The organism is Bartonella sp. DGB2 (genome assembly GCF_046843095.1).
GTDB lineage: Bacteria > Pseudomonadota > Alphaproteobacteria > Rhizobiales > Rhizobiaceae > Bartonella.
In genome coordinates this window covers 1,162,290-1,179,063 of the sequence record NZ_CP177325.1, presented here as the reverse complement: position 1 = coordinate 1,179,063, position 16,774 = coordinate 1,162,290, and the positions used below count along the sequence as shown (strand labels likewise).

Genomic DNA, 16,774 nt, shown 5'->3' with positions numbered 1-16,774 from the left:
GCTTGACCTTTTTACCATGCACCTTAGCCATTCCTTCAAAACTGCCCAAGCAATTTGAAGATATGGTAAAATTTAAGAGGATTTATGCTAAAGCATAAATCCTCTTCCTAACACTATAAAAGATGCATTTATTGCCTAGCTTTAAAAGCAGCTTCAATTTGATCCATGCTTTTCTCTAGACCCGTCAATCCGCCAGTAGCTAAATACCAAATTTGCGGATCCAAATAAATAATCTGATTTTTCTCACCTGCTATTGTGTTTTTAACCATAGCATTATCAAGAATTTGAGCGGCAGCTTGCCCTTCCAGACCAATGGCTGCATCACGATCAATCACCAAAAGCCATTCGGGATTTGTTTCCAATAAAAATTCCGGTGAGATCAATTGCCCATGGCTATTCGCTTTTAATGAACCTACCGCTGGCTTAATGCCAAAATCAGAATACAAAAGCTCATAACGTGAAGCTGATCCAAAAGCAGTGATCTTTCCACCAGTTGTCATAATCACAAGAGCATTCCCCTTACCATTAGTGCTTTGCTGCACTTGAGAAAGGCGCGCCTTCAACGCTTTAATTTCGGTATCGGCTTGTTGCTCTTTATCAAAAATCTGACCTAATATCTTAATATTGCGCTCAATATCTGCCAAGTAATGATTGTAATCAATAGTCAGATCAATAGTTGGCGCAATTTTTGATAATTCTGCATATTTCTTCTGAGAGCGCGCCGCAACAATAATTAAATCAGGCTTTAAATTGGCAAGTGTTTCATAATTAGGCTCGAAAAGTGAACCAACTTTTACATAAGGCTTCGCATCATATTTCTGTAAATAATCTGGTTTATTAATCTCTGGTACACCAACTACAGTATCGACCCCTAGCCGATCTGCGTTATCAAGCACTGCTAAATCGAAAATCACCACCTTTTGTGGTTTTATCGCCACGCGCGTTTCGCCCGAGGCATGTTTCACATTTACATCCGCACCTGCTACCGCATAACCTCCTAGAAAAATCGCTAGCAAACCTACGATAAAATATCTCAACCCTTTCATAGCCCCTCGCTTCTCACCAATTTGTACTAAAAAGGGGGTTCATTAGCGACAAAACAACCCCTAAGCATCTAATATATTCCGACATCTTTAAGGAAATTTTCTATAAAATCAAGTTATCTTGATAAATTTTATCATATTAAATTTATCTATGAGAAAACAAAGGTTTTAATCGCCGTTTCGAGGAGTTGTGCAAAAAGCCATACATATAAATGCTAGCCGCTTTTAACGAAATCAAGTTTTTGATAACTTTGGTGCCACGCAGGCATTAAAACACGCAGATATGCAGTGAAGCGCTTTACTACGACTGCCCGCCCAGCATAACGAGCCGAAGACTAAAAACTACTTTCAATCCGCCCATAGACCAATTGGGTAAAAGCATAAATCTGTCCGCCAATAAAAGGCCCTGTAAAAGCCAAAACCACAAAAATAATCACGATTTTCGGGATAAAGGTCAAAGTCATTTCTTGAATTTGAGTCAAAGCTTGAAAAAGTGCGATTATGATCCCTACAAGCATCGCTGCAACAATTGCTGGTCCACTAGTGATCAACACTGTCCAAATAGCCGCAGTGACCATTTCAATAGCATCTGCTTCATTCATGAGACTGGATCAAAAGGCATATTTTGTTGATTAGCTGGCGTAAGATCAAGCATAGGGTTGGATTGCGTCAAGACAGCAAGCGCCTTATCTTTACCGCTTTCATTTGCGGAAAAAGGTTCATCACTAACACTAACGCTGGGGCCAATAACCACCTCTTTACCATTATCAAGCTTAGCTACAATGCCGTCGCTATAAATACCTACCGTCTTAACCCGGCCAGTAATAATATTGCCGTCTTCATCCTTATACTGCACATATTTGCCGATATAACCTCCAGCATTAGCGACTTGATTGCTTGCCAAAAGCATAGAGAGCCATTCATTAGTTTTCATCGCCTGCTCTACAGCCGAAAAACTAGCGAGTTGCGAAACAAATTGCGTTGAATCCATAGGTTTTGTAGGATCTTGATTTTTTAATTGGGCTGTCAGCAACTTAACAAACGTATTAAAATCCGCCTGCACCTTCCCGCCGCCTGGATTATCGACACGAGAGGTCCCCTCCCCTGGATCTACAGGATCTTTACCTAACCCGATAGGGCCTATTCCTTGAAGCGCCATTATATTTCCCTTTCATTCAGCAACCGCATTAAACGTGGAAGCAAGCCGCTCCATAATTTTAGCCTCATGCGAAAATAATCCACGCAAAAGCTTTAAAATATGGAATAAGCGCCCCTGTTCGTATAGGGTTGCGCATTTTGCAAGTCCTTCCAAAATTTGCGGATCTTTTAATACTTGCCGCAACTCCTGTAACAATTGGCAAAAAACTTCCGATGCTTGTCCTGCTGCCAATGAATCCATTAAAATTAGTTGGCCAGCGAAATATAATTGTTTGAGCGGCGTGTTAGTTTCGTCAGCTTGAATAACGTGATTTTCTAATAAAAAATTTGCATCGTTTAGCAATTCTAAAGTAACTTTACGATCGCTACGTAAAACAGCCCCATTTACGAAAAACTTCTCATTAGCCTTGAGTGTCAAATAGATTGCTTTTTTTTCCATTGAACTCATCCTGGTTTTACCGCCAAACCATCTCTGATTGACTCTGAAATTTCTATCAAAATATCAAAATCCCCAGTCTCGCCGTCTTCCAAACGCTGAATTTCTTTCAAAATAAAAAAACCAATAGAAATAAGTGACGATTTTAAAGACTTAGGCAAAGAATTTTCTCCTCGGCCTAACTCTTCAATCAAAATAATCCAAAAGCGCCGTGTAAAATTTATTGCTTCCTTGACTTCGCGACTTTTAGGCCCGGCTTGTTGCGCCTGGCTTAAAAGTTTAATACAGCGGTCAAAAAGGATACTTTCACGCTCACGAGCGCTCAAAACATCATCTTCCACCACATCTTCGTATCGCATTTGATACATAGGAATCACTGTAGACAAACGTCTACCCTCAATTAATAAATATTAGCGTAAAAAATTCAAAAGGCTTAATTTAGAAAGATGAGATGTCACCTCATAAGAGACTTGCAGCATATTCTGTAATTGCGTCAAACGCGATGCCGCCTCCTGCGTATCAATACCGATATAAGCAGTACGCAACTTCTGCAAAATGCCCAGTTTGGATTCAACTCGACCCTGCGCATTTTTAACCCGCTGCTCAACAGAACCTAAACGACTAGCCAGAGAAATAAGCTCTGTGATGGTACTATTAGCTGAGCTCTTATCAGCGTTGCTGCGGGCATCATCCAATAAAACATCCTGCGCATCATTTTTTAGCCCCATATTGCTAAATTCAGCTACCATAATTAAATTTTTCATAGCATCGCGCACCCCTTTTTCATTTGCGCTCGCCGAAACGTCAACTAATTCGCCATGCTCTGAAATTCGCTTATTCAATTCCCCATCTTTTGCATTTGAAAAGTATTTGCTCCAAGCTGGATCTTTAAAAAGATTATCAAACCGCCCGTTAATAAACTTCTCCATGGCTTCTTTAGAAATACCCGCTGCTTTAGGGTTACCAGTGGAATCTTTATCATGCATTCCAAAGCCAAATTCCTTATAAAATGCATCTGCAACCGCTTCTTGGGCATTGTTAGGAGCCCGCGGCGTCTTACCATCAGCCTCAGTTAAAGGAACTTGTATATCTTGATTAGCTTTATAGTGCTTTAGCGGTGGTGCGCTCTGATTTGTGCCACCAAACACATAATCTCCATTAAATTGTGTATTAATAGCGGAAAGAAACGCATCCAATGCCGATTGCGCTCCTTTTTGAATAGTCTCTCGTGTAACATCGGTCGTCCCCGCAAACAGCATTTTATTAAAAGCCGTCAGTGTCCCATCCGCGTTATCCTTGTCACCCACTGAGATCAAACTATTAATCGCCGCCTGAAGTGCAGACATACGACCCTCTGTTAACGCAATAAGGGTTTTTAAATTATCAAGCTCACTCAGTTGGTTATCATTATTAACAAAGTTCCCCGTACGACCACCCAAGCTTAAACCTGGGTCAAAAACCCGTCCGGTCGATGCTTCATAGCCCGCCTCAATCAAGGCCTTTTGTATATCACTAGCAGAAGAGCGTTGAGAATTATAAAATACATAATCTGAAATTGACCTGATCTTCATCATCCACCTACCGAGCCATCGCCAGCACATCATCAAGCATTTTGCCAACTGTATTTAAAATACGGGCACTAGCTGAATAGCTTTGCTCTAATTGAAGCATCAGTGCCAATTCATCGTCTGTATTCACGCCTACCGCATTAGATAAAGCGTCCCCTGCTCGCTGATAAGCCGTCCCCGCTGTTTGGGCTTCTTTACTGGCATCCGCACGCTTTCCCTCTAACCATGAAATCAAATCATTGGCAAAATTTGTTAGGCTTTCTTGCTTGCCTCCCTCGCCTGCTGGGCCAAAGGCTGGGTCATCCAAATGATCAATCAAGTCTTGGATAACTTGTACGAATGCACCACTTCCTGCCTCATCGTTAGGATCAAAATTTTGTGGCCCTTCTCCTTCACCTCGCCCTTCAAAAAGCGGATTAAGCTTTAAACGTCCAGCAAATCCCGAAAGTCTATTATCACCGCCATTATCAAAAAGGCTTGGTACGGCCTTTTTATCACCCATAGCTGGTTTGCCCTTAAATATATCATAAAGCGCTTTGGCCATCTCATCCAATTGCCGCTGATATTCGGGCGCTATATCATCACGCAATTTTAACAAGCCACCCAAACGTCCACTGCCATTGGGGTGAACAAAAGAATCGTGCCCCAACGGTACCCCATCAACTAATACAGGGCTTCCATAAGCTCCCGCTGGTAAAGACACACTAGGTTCAAAGGTTAATTTACGCGGGCCTTTGTCATAAAGTGTGCTTCCATCCAGCCCATAAAGAGTTGTCGAGCCATCGGCATGATTAACCACAGTAATACCTAATTCTTTTGAAAGCTCTTTTAGAATGCCATCGCGTTCATCCATGGCGCTAAAATAATCGCCCCCATCAGCCTTTTCTTGTACTACTTCTCGATCAACGGCATCAAACCGGTTTAATAGATCATTAATATGATCAATAGCAGCTTTAATCTCTCGATCAGCATCTTCACGTGTTTTCTGCACAGCACGGCTACCCGCATTCAAGCTATTAGCTAAGTCACGAGCGCTATCAAGTGCAGAGCGCCCCGCTGCTCCTGCCCCTCCCTGATCGGCGTAGGTCTGTAAAGCTTTTTTAAATGCCTCCAATAATTTAGAAGGGGAACCAGCAAAATCGTCCGTACCATAAATTCCCGATAAAACGTCTAAACCACCTGCTACTGCTTGCGCAGCATGAGCTTGGCTACCTTTAGCTAAAAAGTTATTAAATAATTGCGGGTCATTACTACGGCGAATGCTCACATCTACCCCGCCGCCAAAACGACTGTGCAGATAACTATCGCGCCGCGCATAATTAGGATCGCGCGCGCCTGCCATATTACGCGATACTTGATCCAATTGATCAGTAGTCGCACGCAAAGCATTGCGTGCCGAAGACGTAGCAGAACTAAGTGACATAATAAATCCCCATCTCCCCTTGTATCAAGCGCCACGCTTTATAAGAAATAATTTTATCTCTTCATATTTACAACAACGTCAATCAATTCAGATCCGGTCTGAAATACTTTTGAATTTGCTGTATAATTACGCTGTGATTCGATCATATCTGTGAGTTCTGTCGCTAAATCAACATTAGAATTTTCTAAAACCCCCGACGCAAGATGCCCAAGCCCTCCTTTGCCAGCCGCACCATATTGGGGAAGACCAGAGTCTTCGTTAACTTCAAAGACTGTACCACTATGGAGGGTTAAACTATTGGGCGAGGGGACATTAGCAAGCCCCACCCGTCCAACAACCCGTTTTTTACCATTACTATAACTAACGATAATATTACCGTCTTTATCAAAGGTGAACCCCTTATAGGTTCCCGGGCCATTTCCATCCGCATCCACGTTAAAAGCATAGAACTCACCCACTTGTGTTAACTTATGATCCTTCCCCCCCAAATGAACAGTAACTGAAAAGTCTTGCCCGTCCTTATCCTTAAAGGTCATAGACGCATTAATACCATCTCCAGTCATATTACCATCTTTATCAAACGACACATCCGTGTGCCCCACCTCATTAGGCTTACCGCTATCATCATTAATACAGTAATGCACCGACCATGTACCGTTGCCAGTTTTCACCCAATAGGCATCTACATCCACAGCGCGACCCTGCGCATCATAAACTGTCACAGATTTTTTCTGGTTATAGGTGCTAGAATCATTTGCATCAAAAATGACTGGCACATCCTTACCATCTTTATCCTTCTTACTAGGCACTTTGGCGTTAGCATCAAGGTTGCCCCCCACGTCAATATTATTGGTCTGCTCGGCATCATAGCGACCATTCTCATCCCCCTGAACACGCACACGTTGACCCCGCTCATCTAAAAGATAAAAGCCTGCAGAATTCTTTAAATAACCATCTTCATCCACATCAAAAGAACCACTACGAGTCAAAAATTCTCGCCCCCACTGGTCAGACACCCGAAAGAAACCATTACCATTGATCATCGCATCTCCAGGCCGTCCAGTCACTTGGGCACCGCCGGCAATAGTTACATCAGTGCGCATATGAGTGCGTACACCGCCCGATGTATAAAAGTCAGGAGGGGAAGGAATAACATAATCCGAAAACTGGCTATCACGGCGTTTATAGCCCGTCGTTCCCACATTGGCAACGTTATCGGCAATGCCGCCCAACCTATTGGCTTGGGCTCCCATACCAGAAACCCCCGTACGCATCGAATCATAAATACCCACATCTCTCTCCTATGATAGCGCGTCAGCCTCTGCACTTTAGGCCTTCAAATACATGTAAAACAGTATAAAGCAAACAAGCTTGCTCCAAGCTTTCCATTGAATACAGCCCGACAAGATCTACCTCGCTCGCTTATTTCCACCACCTATAAATCAGGAATTACTAAAGTATATCCAAGGTAACGCTTAGAATCGAAAACATCATAACCAAGCTTCATTCTGAGCTTTTTACGCAGTTTACTAATATGACTTTCCACCACATTTTCTTCAATATCAGCATCGAATAGACCATAAATAGCATTAAATATTTGTGATTTATTAATACGACGACCATAATTGGCAACAAAATACTCCAAAATACGCCGTTCACGCCGTGGCAGAGGAAAATCAATACCGTTAATTTTAGGATCACGCCCATCATTAAATACGCTAATCGGCCCAATCACAATGGCCGCATCCTGTCCACGCACATCTCCACCCATACGTCGCCGAATGGCGGCGATACGCGCTAAAATTTCTCGGACATGGATAGGTTTCCGCAAAACATCATCAATGCCAGACTGAAATAATTCAATCGTATGTTCTAAAAAATTATTCTCTATTAACGCTAAAATTGGTACTGAGCAATGACCAAAGATCTTTTTGGGTAATTCAATACGGTCTTTACATTCCCCCAATAAAATCGCTTCAACCGCAGACATCTCGCAGTGGGGGGCTGTTTCAATCCATTCCATGAAATCAACAGAATCAAAACCAGTAGCAGAAACCCCCTGCCGCGCGAAAAGAGCCGAATAGCCCTCATTTACCAATTTGCGCTCATCTACTACAACTATCATGAGTCCTCACTCATATATTAACAACAAGTAATAAAACGTAACATATATTTTAAATATAAAAATACAAGAGACTCTTTCTATAGATACACACGCAATAGTTGTAATTAAGGTGTATACATGGTAATATTTATTTACATTTGTTTAATACATTTTGTTATAAATAAATATTTATATTATATTTCAATGCGTTACAAATAATTTATCTATATATATAATAAAAACTATAGACACAAAGATCACATTTTATTGACAATATATTTTTGCCTTACCAGTCCATTTTCCAAAACCTGTTGCAATCATGTTACGTATTACTTGGCAAATGTAACGCTTATGAGCTAGATCATTCTCCTTCCCCGCGTGATAGCGGGCCACCGCCATGGTCCAGCTTCCTTCTCGCACGTAAAGCTTTTTTAAAAAACTTGCTGCATAAGCAACATTGTATCTAGGGTTAAACATGTCTCTTATTGAAGAAAAATTTGTGCCGTGATAAAATTCATTGATCTGCATACAGCCAATATCAATATATTTTGCGCCACTCTTCTTTGCATTATTAAACAAAAAAAGCGCTTCATCCATACTTTTTGCATAGACAGCGCGTCCATCAATGTTCAAAGCATAAGGTTGTAAATATTGTTTCTTACCCGTTTCTGTAAGGCCTACTGCATACAGAACTCCTAGCGGAACACCGTAATGCTTTGCCGTGGCGTACATTTCCGATTCGCAAACATTAGCATATGCTGAAAAAGTAAAACCTATATTATATAAGCAAACAATCAGGATTATGATAAAAAGAGGCTTCGCTTGCAGCTTCATCCCTTTCTGTCTCCCTTACAAAAGCTAGCTTTGTCGCCATTTTTTCATGACGGCCACCCTGTCCAAAAGACTGATGCTGACCAAATGAAGCAGGATCCCCCTCCCAACTATTCCAGTAACCCTCAATCGCCTTATCCTTATTAATAACCTCAATAATAAGCTTATGATCACACCCAAACCCGGCCTTCTCTAGCATCTTTCCTAATATAGCTTGATCTGCAACTAACATACGTGCTGTCTCGCTACGTGTAGCTTCTAACTCCATAAATAAACCATGTATCGTATGCCGCAAACGCACCTCCACCACCCCCAAATGCGCTGGTTCTAACCTGATACGTAAAATATGCATCTGCGGTGTAGAATTTTTGTTTTGTAAAACCTTAACCTCTTCAATGGTACTAAAACTTGGTAATAATAGCTCTAGCCGCTCCTGCCCCCCACCATCAGATCTAATTAATTGCGGCTCTACCGCGCCCACCATCTCTGCACCCACAAAAAAACCCCCCGCTGCCGTTTTCCATTTCGTCCCCGCAGATGATTGCCGAGCCGTATGCGTATCGCTCCGCCCTATTCCCAAAACTTTTCCATCGGCCATCAAGCGTAAAATATCTTCAACTCGTGAACTATTTTGCCCTCTGCTGTTTTCTACACACCTTGACCCCATAAAAAGCACTTTATTCGCATCATCATTATGCTCTTTTTCCCTCTTTATTGATAAAGTAGGCATTATTAAAGATCCCGTCGCGTAGCTTGCCTGTTCTGATAACACAACAGCTCTATCTTCATATTGACCACTGGCCCTGCGCAAACCATGCGCATCTTTTTCAATCTGAGATACTACTTGCAATACAACTACCTCGCCTTGGGGGAAAAAATTCTCTTTATCCATTGCCTTTTTTTCAGGATTCTTCTCTGGCCGAAGGGGCTGTTTTGGCAATTTAGAAACGGATTTATCATCCTGCCCATCCATAAAAGTAGCAAAGGATCTCGGCTGACTAGGATCTCCACCTGCAGAGTCTTGAAATGGTACATAACCGCGCCTAAACATTCCTCCTTCCTGATCAACCATAAAAAGCGCCTTATTAATATTTACCACGGGCTTGTTCCTTCAATAATTGATCAACTTGTTCTATTTTTTTTTCTGTACAAGCAATAAATTGCGCTGTATTTTGTAAACGTTGATTCACTTTTTCTTCTATAGCTTGAGCCGGTAGAGTCGCCTTATCGTTTTCTCTGTATGCATAGATCGCATCTTCTATTGTCTCCACCCCAGAAGCTAAAGGAAGCGATACAAGATCAGATGATAATGCGGCCTTAGAGCCTAAAGGCATCACCTCTTCCACCTTAAACTTCTTAGGTAATGATAAATCTGCTAAAACGATCTTCGCTACATTGCCTGCCGCATCAAATAATGGCTGATCCCGTAGAGATAAAGCAGAGACAGGAATCCTTTTCAGCATCGCATCGCCTTCTTCGACGCGGAGGCTACCCACCAAACTAGCTGCATAATAAAATTTCAAGGTTGTATCATCAATTTGCAATTGTGAAGCAAGCGCCATAGCTTGGCTAGCAGAAAACTGCGCCCGCTCCATCCTCGCCGCAATCAAAGCGCTGCGACTAATCCGTGTATAAGTCACAAACTGTGCCTGTAACGGCGCATAAGAAACAAGAAGCAATAATTGATCATCAGTTAATTTCTCATCTAGCTTGGGTACCTCAAAGGCAAATTGCTGCCAAAAAGCAATAGCGTACGGTGAGCGACTAAAGCGCTCTGCATAATTGCGCGTTAAAAGTAAAAGAAGGGGCGTATCGCCAGTCTGTATTACAGGCGCCAATTCCCGCCGTATGGCCGCTTCTTCATAAAGCGTGCCCGGCGCCAAAAGACGTATCCTATCTAATTGCGCCACCTCCTCCTCGGATCCCGTAGATCTACTATCCTCAGCTACATTCAACAAAATAGATAAAGATAAGGCTATGGGCCATTTTTTATCAATGGGCGCCGTCTCCTCGCCTGGAAACGTCTTAAAAGCTTGTGCAAATGCGCGCCTATCATGGCGAATATAAGCCATAGCTCCTTCAAGCAAGTTCTGATCAATGATGCCGCCGGCGCTACGGCGCAAAATAGGTTCTACCACCTTAGGGTTTCCACCATTGAACAAATAAACCAATAAAGCATAAAGGTTAGATTCTTTTTCCCATTCCTCAAGCGGCACTTGAGCAAAATCATCCCCGGCCTTAGTAAGAAATCGTACCAATGACTGCGCCGCACCAGATTGCCCTGCTGCAACATTATCTTGCAAAGCTTGTAGAGAACGAACAAGACGCATAGGTTGCAATCCCTCAGCATAAAGGGGTAAAAGCCCAGCGCATAAAATTACTAAGGAACTCGCTAATCTTACTATCCATAAAGCAAAAGCCCGCCAGATTGTCATGCACCGTCCCTCTTTTTCGCTTCAGGAGACGACTCCTTTTGCTGGCGCCGTAAAAAAATTTCTATCCGCCGATTTTCAGCTGCGTAAGAATCTGTCGTATTCTTGAGAAGCCGATCTGCATAGCCTTCAACGCGCAAGACACGCTTTTCATCCAAACCGCCACGAACAAGCATATAATAAGCCATTTGAGCCCGCGCTGTCGAAAGCTGCCAATTGTCATAAGATTCAGTATGATAGGGGCGTGAATCCGTATGACCACTAATCACCACATCGCCAATGTGCTGTTTTAGAATTCTTGCAACGCTCCCCAAAAAAGCAATTGTCTCCTTGTTAGGTGCGGCCGCCCCTACCCCAAACATACCAAAGTTTTTCTTATCACTCAGGATAATCTTTATCCCATCAGACACATCAACAACCTCTATCATTGGAGTGCTATTAGCTGTATCTTTCTCTAGTAAAGCTTGTAGCTGCGCCCGGATATCGGCAGCCTCTTGCGCTAACGTAGCAGATTCAACAATCGACGTTGCTTTATCCGCCGTAGGATCTGTACTTAACATAGGTAAAGCCATTGAGTCGCTAGAAGCTGACTCTGCTAAAGCTGGCGTACCTTTTGTCTTTGAAAACATATCAGGACTAGAATGTTTTCTCCAATAATCAGGTGAAAAAGGGTCGTTATAAGCTGTTCTATTATGTGCATCCGCATTCCCCCCCCCTTCAATTGCGCCGCTATTGCCGTCTTTATCGCTAGCATTAGGACTATAATCATGAGCGATTTTATCAATCGCTTTATAGGGATTGCTCATCATCTGAGCTTGGCGTCCTAACTCTGATACGTCATGCCCTTGCGTCATATCGCTTGAGTAAACATTTCCATCACCATCTACCCTATTATGACTATCGCCCGTAGATTGGTTCTCCCTTAGACCACGGGCATGACTTTGTTCATCAACCAATTTAATCGGATTAAAATAGGTAGCCACCGCTTCTTTAGCTTCATCATTAGCCGCATTGATCAACCACATCACTAGAAAAAACGCCATCATCGCCGTCATAAAATCTGCGTAGGCTATTTTCCATACGCCGCCATGATGCTCATCATCATCATTCGCGCTTGAACGACGTACAATAATAATTTGCTGAGATGTATCGTGAGAAGATGAATCTTGCTTCATTCAACCAAACTCCGCAGCTCTTGGAAAAAGCTTGACAAGCGTGTAGCAATAACATGCTGATTATGGCGCAATCTTATTTCTCCCCCTTCCGTAGGGTGAAAGATAAATGTGGATGCATCAAAGCCCTCAACCTGTTGCAACCTTTCCCATAAGCTAGGATCCCCTTCCAAAATCAATGGAACACTACTCTGCACAACATATCGACTCAATTTTTCTGCAAAATTCTGAAGGGCAATTTGGCTTACACGCTCTTCCATAAAAGCAGCCAAGAAACGTGCCACCTCTTGTCCAATATGGGTTTCAATTTCCTCCAAGCCCTCGACAATCTGCGACCGCAAATTACGAGCCACTTCATCAATCACTGTCAGGCGGCATGCCGCCAAAGCCTCTTTATGAATGAGCTCTAATTGTTTTCTTTCTTCGGCAAATTCTGCCTTTAAGCTAGAGATTTTCTCTTGGAGCTTCTCTTGCATAGAGGCTTCATCATAAGTTTTAGACATGCTAGAGTCTTGGTATGCAAGAGAAGCATCCTGTTTCGGCAATACTAAACTCACCATATCTTCTTCGCCCGATGGAAAAAACGTCTCCAACTTAGCGTCAGATGGGTTGGTTTCCAAAGCATCTGATAAGGAAAAATCACGCAGAACAATAGAAAGCGATGCAGAAGAATTTTTCATCATAAAATCATATACTTTTTCATGATATATACCCCCGTTAAAAGTCAACCACCTCTGACGTAGGTTGACGCACAAATCCCAATTATATTAAAAATATATCACGTATATCTCTAAAGTATAAACAAATTTATGTGTAATAAATATAGTATATAATTTTATATTACCCTATAGCTCCAGATTCGCCGCGCACCCAATCTCGCAAAATACCAGCAAACCGTTCTTCATCAAGAGCAATCATTTGCTCTAAACGTTCTTGCGGCGCACCACGCATGCGTTTGCGCAAATCAAACATATCAGGCTTTGAACTACTAAATGTATCATCAAAGGCATCATCAAGGCTTGTTTGATTTTCTAAAGCAGCTATCTCCGCAGACCCAGCCAAAGAATCACCTCCGCTCAATAGTAAAGAATCACCCGCCCGCATTTCTCTCATTAAAGGCCGCACCCCCAAGAACAAGATCAACAATACCGCAATAATCAAAGCTAAGCCATTCACTACTCCAGGCATATAACGGGCAACTCCTTGCCACCAAGGCGCACCTATAGGGGGCATATCTTTATCGTAAGCGCCGATAAATTCTACCGCTGAAACATTGATTATATCGCCTCGTTTACTATCAAGCCCCACAGCTGTACTCACCATTTGCCGAATGCCATCAATCCTTTCATTAAGCAAACGCTCAACATCTTTCTCATCAACCTCATGCAAGGTACTAAGCAACTGAATCCTATTAACCACAACGGCCACTGCCAAACGTTTAATTTGATAACCATTACTTACGGTCGAGATACTTTTTGAATTAATTTCATAATTAACGTTTTCTTCACGTCGGTCTTTTTGATCCGAAGATCGCTCCCCGCCCCCGTTGTTGATTTCTTCTTGTGGAATATTCTGTTCCACGCCGACCGCATCGTTATTACGGCTATTTTGGCTATTGCCTTGATCTCGTATCGTACGGCTTGAACGCACCACCTGAGAATCTGGATCAAAGATTGTTTCATTAATTTGGTGGCGATCTGTATCAAGTGCTACCTGCACGCTTGTTTGAAAATGATCAAGACCCAAATAAGGTGTCAGTTGTTTACGAATATTATAGTCTAATTCACTAGCTACTTGCTTCTCAAGAGATGCCATCATCACGGGCGTCCCATTAACTGAATCGGCGCCCGAGGCCAAAAGGCGGCCACTCGTATCCATCACAGTTACTGAGCGAGCCTCAAGAGAGGGAACAGCTGCCGCTACCAACTGACGAATTGCTTGAGCCGATTCAACCGCAAAATTCCCCTCTGTCCTAATTATCACCGAAGCCGTAGGCTTCTGATTCACACGTCGAAAAGACCCTTTATCAGGAAGAACAATATGAACCCTAGCAGCCTTTACTCCTTGGACAGCTTGGATAGTACGAGCAATTTCACCTTCCAAAGCGCGTTGGCGGGTTACCTCTTGCATAAAGGACGTGAGACCTAAAGAACCCATATGATCAAAGAGTTCATATCCAGCATTATCAGAGGTAGGGAGGCCTTTTTCCGCTAAAAACATGCGCGCTTTTTCTGCTTGGCCGATAGGTACCTGTACCGCGCTACCATCAGATGATACGTCAAAAGTAATTCCCGCTTCGCCCAAGGCCATCCCCATCCGATTAACATCATCACGGGATAATCCTACATAAAGCGTTTCATAAGTGGGGCGGGTGAGATAAAAGCTTGAAAATAAAACTGTACCAAATAATGCAAGCCCTACGAGGCCCAAAGCAATAAGGCGACGAGCGCCCAAACGACCTAAAGTGTCCCCTAACGTGCTTAAAAAAGTAAAAAATTTATCAAGCATAGACCCCTATTGCATCCCCCATTATGCTGCTCAACTATAAAATGATAAATGAGCTTACAAGCTAAAGCTTGCGTGAAAATGGTTGCCATAACAAAAATTAAAAAGAGCGTATCAAGCTGCCTACCAATAAATTCCATCCATCAATCAACACAAAGAACAGCACCTTAAACGGTAGAGAAATTACCGTTGGCGGCAACATCATCATCCCCATAGACATGGTTAACGTAGCAACAATAAGATCAATTACCAAAAAAGGTAGGACAATCAAAAAACCGATTTCAAATCCACGCCGCAATTCTGAAATCATAAAGGCGGGCATCAATATCCGTAAATCAACTTTTATGCCTTTAGTATCATCTTCTATTTTAAAGCTTGGATCTGCAAGATCAGTAAAAAGATTCAAGTCCTTCTCTCTTACTTGGGAAAGCATAAATTGCCGAAAGGGCTCTACTATTTCTTTTATCGCTTCTTGGGTGGTAATTTTATCCTCTATCAAAGGCTCAACGCCCTTGATCCAAGCCGCATTAAAACTAGGCGACATCACATAAAAGGTCATAAACAAAGAAAGAGAGATCATCACTAAATTAGTAGGTGTTGTTTGCAATCCTAAGCCTGAACGCAGGAGAGAAAAAGCAATGGCGAACCGTGTAAAACTTGTTGCCATAATCAGCAAGCCTGGAGCAATGGATAGAACAGTAAGTAATCCAAAAAGCTGGACAATTCGCCCACTTATCCCCCCACCGCTTTTAGGGAGAAAATCACTTAATGCTCCCTCTACCCCGCTTTGTTGCGCAAAAGCCATAGAGCTTCCGAAAATAAATAGCAAAATACCAAAACCAACAATCTTCTTCATTGCTCTATCACTAAGGACAAAATTAAAACATTGCGCACTTTTCCTTGGGAACGAATTCGAGCTCGATCCAATAAATCAGCCCGCAAATTCATTAAACCAGAAGCGCCTTTAAGACGATCAATCGCGCTTTCACGTAAAAAAGCCATAAAATCATTCGAAATCTCTGCAACATTTTCAGGCTTAATCGTTGCATCCTCATTAAAAACCAGAGAAGCCTCCATGCGAATCCACGCCGTATCGGGCGCTGCCAAATTAGTTAAAATAGGCGGTAGCGCCACCAAATTGGTATCGGCCACCATATCTACATGAGATTTTTGAGTTACCTCTGGTGTTAAATTTGCGATTGCGGGCGGCGTTAAATCTTTGCGAATTTGCTGACCTAAAAACCAACCACCCGCCGCACTGATCAAAGTTAAAATAAGTGTAGCGATGATAAGCCGGCCCGTACTTCCACCCGTCTTACCTTTTTCATTCATCTTCGCTGCTTTTGCCATAAGATCTCCGCTAAAATCACGTCATAAAGTCTACTATTCGTCAGAACGGTGCAAATTGATTTAACAATTGTTGTCCATAAGGCGACTGTTGCACTTCACTCATACGTCCGCGCCCCCCATAAGAAATCCGCGCCTCAGCAATCTTATCATATGAAATCGTATTATAAGCAGAAATATCGCGCGGGCGAACAATCCCCCCAATGTTTAAGACCCGCAATTCATAATTTACTCGCACTTCTTGCGATCCATTGATCACCAGATTCCCATTGGGTAGAACATTTGTTACCACAGCTGCAATGGATAGGCTGATATTTTCTTGACGTGCCACTGAAGCATCGCCCTTTGCTTGAGATTTCGAATCCCCTTCAACACTTCCCGAAAGCCCTTTGATAAAAGAATAAGAAGCCCCCAAAGAATATTTCGCCTCACCATCCTTTTTAACTTCAGTCTTATTATTTAAATTAGCGCGATCGTTAATAGCAATCTGCACAGTCAAAATATCACCTGGCTTCATCGCACGCGGATCACGATAAAACCCCTGACTCTGCGGGCGATAAAGTGAATAATTACTCTCTTGTGGCCGCTTAAGGTAAATATCCGAATTTGCAGATGAAGAATAACCCAAATCCGCTCGCATAGGGGAGAACTCAGGGACACGGTTAAAATCTTTAGGATTAAGGCTACATCCTGCCACTAAGCTCGGTACAATGACTAAGGCTGCAAAGCATAAAAATGCTTTATACATACACCGA

The 16,774-nt window shown here is 42.6% G+C and carries 18 protein-coding genes; all 18 read right to left on the bottom strand.

The window, feature by feature from the left end; genetic code table 11:
- Window positions 1-128: 128 nt before the first annotated feature.
- Complete coding sequence (locus ACK28X_RS06430) at window positions 129-1,046, bottom strand: siderophore ABC transporter substrate-binding protein (RefSeq protein ID WP_412057586.1); 918 nt, start codon at window positions 1,044-1,046, stop codon at window positions 129-131.
- A 332-nt stretch (window positions 1,047-1,378) separates the two neighbouring features.
- On the bottom strand, window positions 1,379-1,645 hold the full coding sequence (fliQ, locus tag ACK28X_RS06425; RefSeq protein WP_412057585.1) for a flagellar biosynthesis protein FliQ: 267 nt from the start codon (window positions 1,643-1,645) through the stop codon (window positions 1,379-1,381).
- Window positions 1,642-2,202, bottom strand: a complete 561-nt coding sequence (flgD, locus tag ACK28X_RS06420; protein WP_412057584.1) for a flagellar hook assembly protein FlgD — start codon at window positions 2,200-2,202, stop codon at window positions 1,642-1,644. The genes fliQ and flgD overlap by 4 nt, the downstream gene beginning before the upstream one ends.
- Before the next feature lie 12 nt (window positions 2,203-2,214).
- Window positions 2,215-2,640, bottom strand: a complete 426-nt coding sequence (flbT, locus tag ACK28X_RS06415; RefSeq protein WP_412057583.1) for a flagellar biosynthesis repressor FlbT — start codon at window positions 2,638-2,640, stop codon at window positions 2,215-2,217.
- Window positions 2,641-2,645: 5 nt separating this feature from the next.
- Window positions 2,646-3,005, bottom strand: a complete 360-nt coding sequence (flaF, locus tag ACK28X_RS06410) for a flagellar biosynthesis regulator FlaF (RefSeq protein ID WP_412058305.1) — start codon at window positions 3,003-3,005, stop codon at window positions 2,646-2,648.
- Between the two features lie 42 nt (window positions 3,006-3,047).
- The gene (locus ACK28X_RS06405) at window positions 3,048-4,211 is read right to left on the bottom strand and encodes a flagellar hook-associated family protein (RefSeq protein WP_412057582.1); all 1,164 of its coding nucleotides are present in this window, start codon (window positions 4,209-4,211) and stop codon (window positions 3,048-3,050) included.
- 4 nt (window positions 4,212-4,215) lie between these two features.
- Window positions 4,216-5,628, bottom strand: a complete 1,413-nt coding sequence (gene flgK / locus ACK28X_RS06400) for a flagellar hook-associated protein FlgK (RefSeq protein ID WP_412057581.1) — start codon at window positions 5,626-5,628, stop codon at window positions 4,216-4,218.
- A gap of 53 nt (window positions 5,629-5,681) precedes the next feature.
- Window positions 5,682-6,920 (bottom strand): flagellar hook protein FlgE, encoded by a 1,239-nt coding sequence (locus ACK28X_RS06395; RefSeq protein ID WP_412057580.1) that lies wholly within the window; start codon window positions 6,918-6,920, stop codon window positions 5,682-5,684.
- Between the two features lie 143 nt (window positions 6,921-7,063).
- Complete coding sequence (locus ACK28X_RS06390) at window positions 7,064-7,753, bottom strand: winged helix-turn-helix domain-containing protein (protein ID WP_412057579.1); 690 nt, start codon at window positions 7,751-7,753, stop codon at window positions 7,064-7,066.
- Between the two features lie 243 nt (window positions 7,754-7,996).
- Window positions 7,997-8,566: a lytic transglycosylase domain-containing protein gene (locus ACK28X_RS06385; protein WP_412057578.1), complete on the bottom strand. Its 570-nt coding sequence runs from the start codon at window positions 8,564-8,566 to the stop codon at window positions 7,997-7,999.
- Complete coding sequence (locus ACK28X_RS06380) at window positions 8,511-9,635, bottom strand: flagellar hook-length control protein FliK (RefSeq protein WP_412057577.1); 1,125 nt, start codon at window positions 9,633-9,635, stop codon at window positions 8,511-8,513. Before ACK28X_RS06380 ends, ACK28X_RS06385 begins: the two co-directional genes overlap by 56 nt.
- A gap of 13 nt (window positions 9,636-9,648) precedes the next feature.
- The gene (locus ACK28X_RS06375) at window positions 9,649-10,998 is read right to left on the bottom strand and encodes a chemotaxis protein (RefSeq protein ID WP_412057576.1); all 1,350 of its coding nucleotides are present in this window, start codon (window positions 10,996-10,998) and stop codon (window positions 9,649-9,651) included.
- A complete protein-coding gene (locus ACK28X_RS06370; RefSeq protein ID WP_412057575.1) occupies window positions 10,995-12,170 on the bottom strand; it encodes a flagellar motor protein MotB in 1,176 nt (391 codons plus the stop codon). The genes ACK28X_RS06375 and ACK28X_RS06370 overlap by 4 nt, the downstream gene beginning before the upstream one ends.
- Window positions 12,167-12,850: a hypothetical protein gene (locus ACK28X_RS06365; RefSeq protein ID WP_412057574.1), complete on the bottom strand. Its 684-nt coding sequence runs from the start codon at window positions 12,848-12,850 to the stop codon at window positions 12,167-12,169. The genes ACK28X_RS06370 and ACK28X_RS06365 overlap by 4 nt, the downstream gene beginning before the upstream one ends.
- 157 nt (window positions 12,851-13,007) lie before the next feature.
- A complete protein-coding gene (gene fliF, locus ACK28X_RS06360; RefSeq protein WP_412057573.1) occupies window positions 13,008-14,675 on the bottom strand; it encodes a flagellar basal-body MS-ring/collar protein FliF in 1,668 nt (555 codons plus the stop codon).
- A 97-nt stretch (window positions 14,676-14,772) separates the two neighbouring features.
- On the bottom strand, window positions 14,773-15,528 hold the full coding sequence (gene fliP, locus ACK28X_RS06355; protein ID WP_412057572.1) for a flagellar type III secretion system pore protein FliP: 756 nt from the start codon (window positions 15,526-15,528) through the stop codon (window positions 14,773-14,775).
- The gene (gene fliL / locus ACK28X_RS06350) at window positions 15,525-16,022 is read right to left on the bottom strand and encodes a flagellar basal body-associated protein FliL (protein WP_412057571.1); all 498 of its coding nucleotides are present in this window, start codon (window positions 16,020-16,022) and stop codon (window positions 15,525-15,527) included. Before fliL ends, fliP begins: the two co-directional genes overlap by 4 nt.
- A gap of 40 nt (window positions 16,023-16,062) precedes the next feature.
- Window positions 16,063-16,767 carry a flagellar basal body L-ring protein FlgH gene (gene flgH, locus ACK28X_RS06345; protein ID WP_412058304.1) on the bottom strand — a complete coding sequence of 235 codons (705 nt, stop codon included), beginning with the start codon at window positions 16,765-16,767 and terminating at the stop codon, window positions 16,063-16,065.
- Window positions 16,768-16,774 lie beyond the last annotated feature (7 nt).

Excerpts from the sequence above, each read along its gene's own strand:
- ACK28X_RS06365 (WP_412057574.1), bottom strand. The coding sequence starts at position 12,850 with ATGATGAAAAATTCTTCTGCATCGCTTTCTATTGTTCTGCGTGATTTT.
- fliQ (WP_412057585.1), bottom strand. The coding sequence starts at position 1,645 with ATGAATGAAGCAGATGCTATTGAAATGGTCACTGCGGCTATTTGGACA.
- ACK28X_RS06405 (WP_412057582.1), bottom strand. The coding sequence starts at position 4,211 with ATGATGAAGATCAGGTCAATTTCAGATTATGTATTTTATAATTCTCAA.
- ACK28X_RS06390 (WP_412057579.1), bottom strand. The coding sequence starts at position 7,753 with ATGATAGTTGTAGTAGATGAGCGCAAATTGGTAAATGAGGGCTATTCG.
- ACK28X_RS06375 (WP_412057576.1), bottom strand. The coding sequence starts at position 10,998 with ATGACAATCTGGCGGGCTTTTGCTTTATGGATAGTAAGATTAGCGAGT.
- ACK28X_RS06380 (WP_412057577.1), bottom strand. The coding sequence starts at position 9,635 with ATGGTTGATCAGGAAGGAGGAATGTTTAGGCGCGGTTATGTACCATTT.
- flgK (WP_412057581.1), bottom strand. The coding sequence starts at position 5,628 with ATGTCACTTAGTTCTGCTACGTCTTCGGCACGCAATGCTTTGCGTGCG.
- ACK28X_RS06430 (WP_412057586.1), bottom strand. The coding sequence starts at position 1,046 with ATGAAAGGGTTGAGATATTTTATCGTAGGTTTGCTAGCGATTTTTCTA.
- flaF (WP_412058305.1), bottom strand. The coding sequence starts at position 3,005 with ATGTATCAAATGCGATACGAAGATGTGGTGGAAGATGATGTTTTGAGC.
- flbT (WP_412057583.1), bottom strand. The coding sequence starts at position 2,640 with ATGGAAAAAAAAGCAATCTATTTGACACTCAAGGCTAATGAGAAGTTT.
- fliF (WP_412057573.1), bottom strand. The coding sequence starts at position 14,675 with ATGCTTGATAAATTTTTTACTTTTTTAAGCACGTTAGGGGACACTTTA.
- ACK28X_RS06370 (WP_412057575.1), bottom strand. The coding sequence starts at position 12,170 with ATGAAGCAAGATTCATCTTCTCACGATACATCTCAGCAAATTATTATT.
- ACK28X_RS06385 (WP_412057578.1), bottom strand. The coding sequence starts at position 8,566 with ATGAAGCTGCAAGCGAAGCCTCTTTTTATCATAATCCTGATTGTTTGC.
- flgD (WP_412057584.1), bottom strand. The coding sequence starts at position 2,202 with ATGGCGCTTCAAGGAATAGGCCCTATCGGGTTAGGTAAAGATCCTGTA.
- fliL (WP_412057571.1), bottom strand. The coding sequence starts at position 16,022 with ATGGCAAAAGCAGCGAAGATGAATGAAAAAGGTAAGACGGGTGGAAGT.
- fliP (WP_412057572.1), bottom strand. The coding sequence starts at position 15,528 with ATGAAGAAGATTGTTGGTTTTGGTATTTTGCTATTTATTTTCGGAAGC.
- flgH (WP_412058304.1), bottom strand. The coding sequence starts at position 16,767 with ATGTATAAAGCATTTTTATGCTTTGCAGCCTTAGTCATTGTACCGAGC.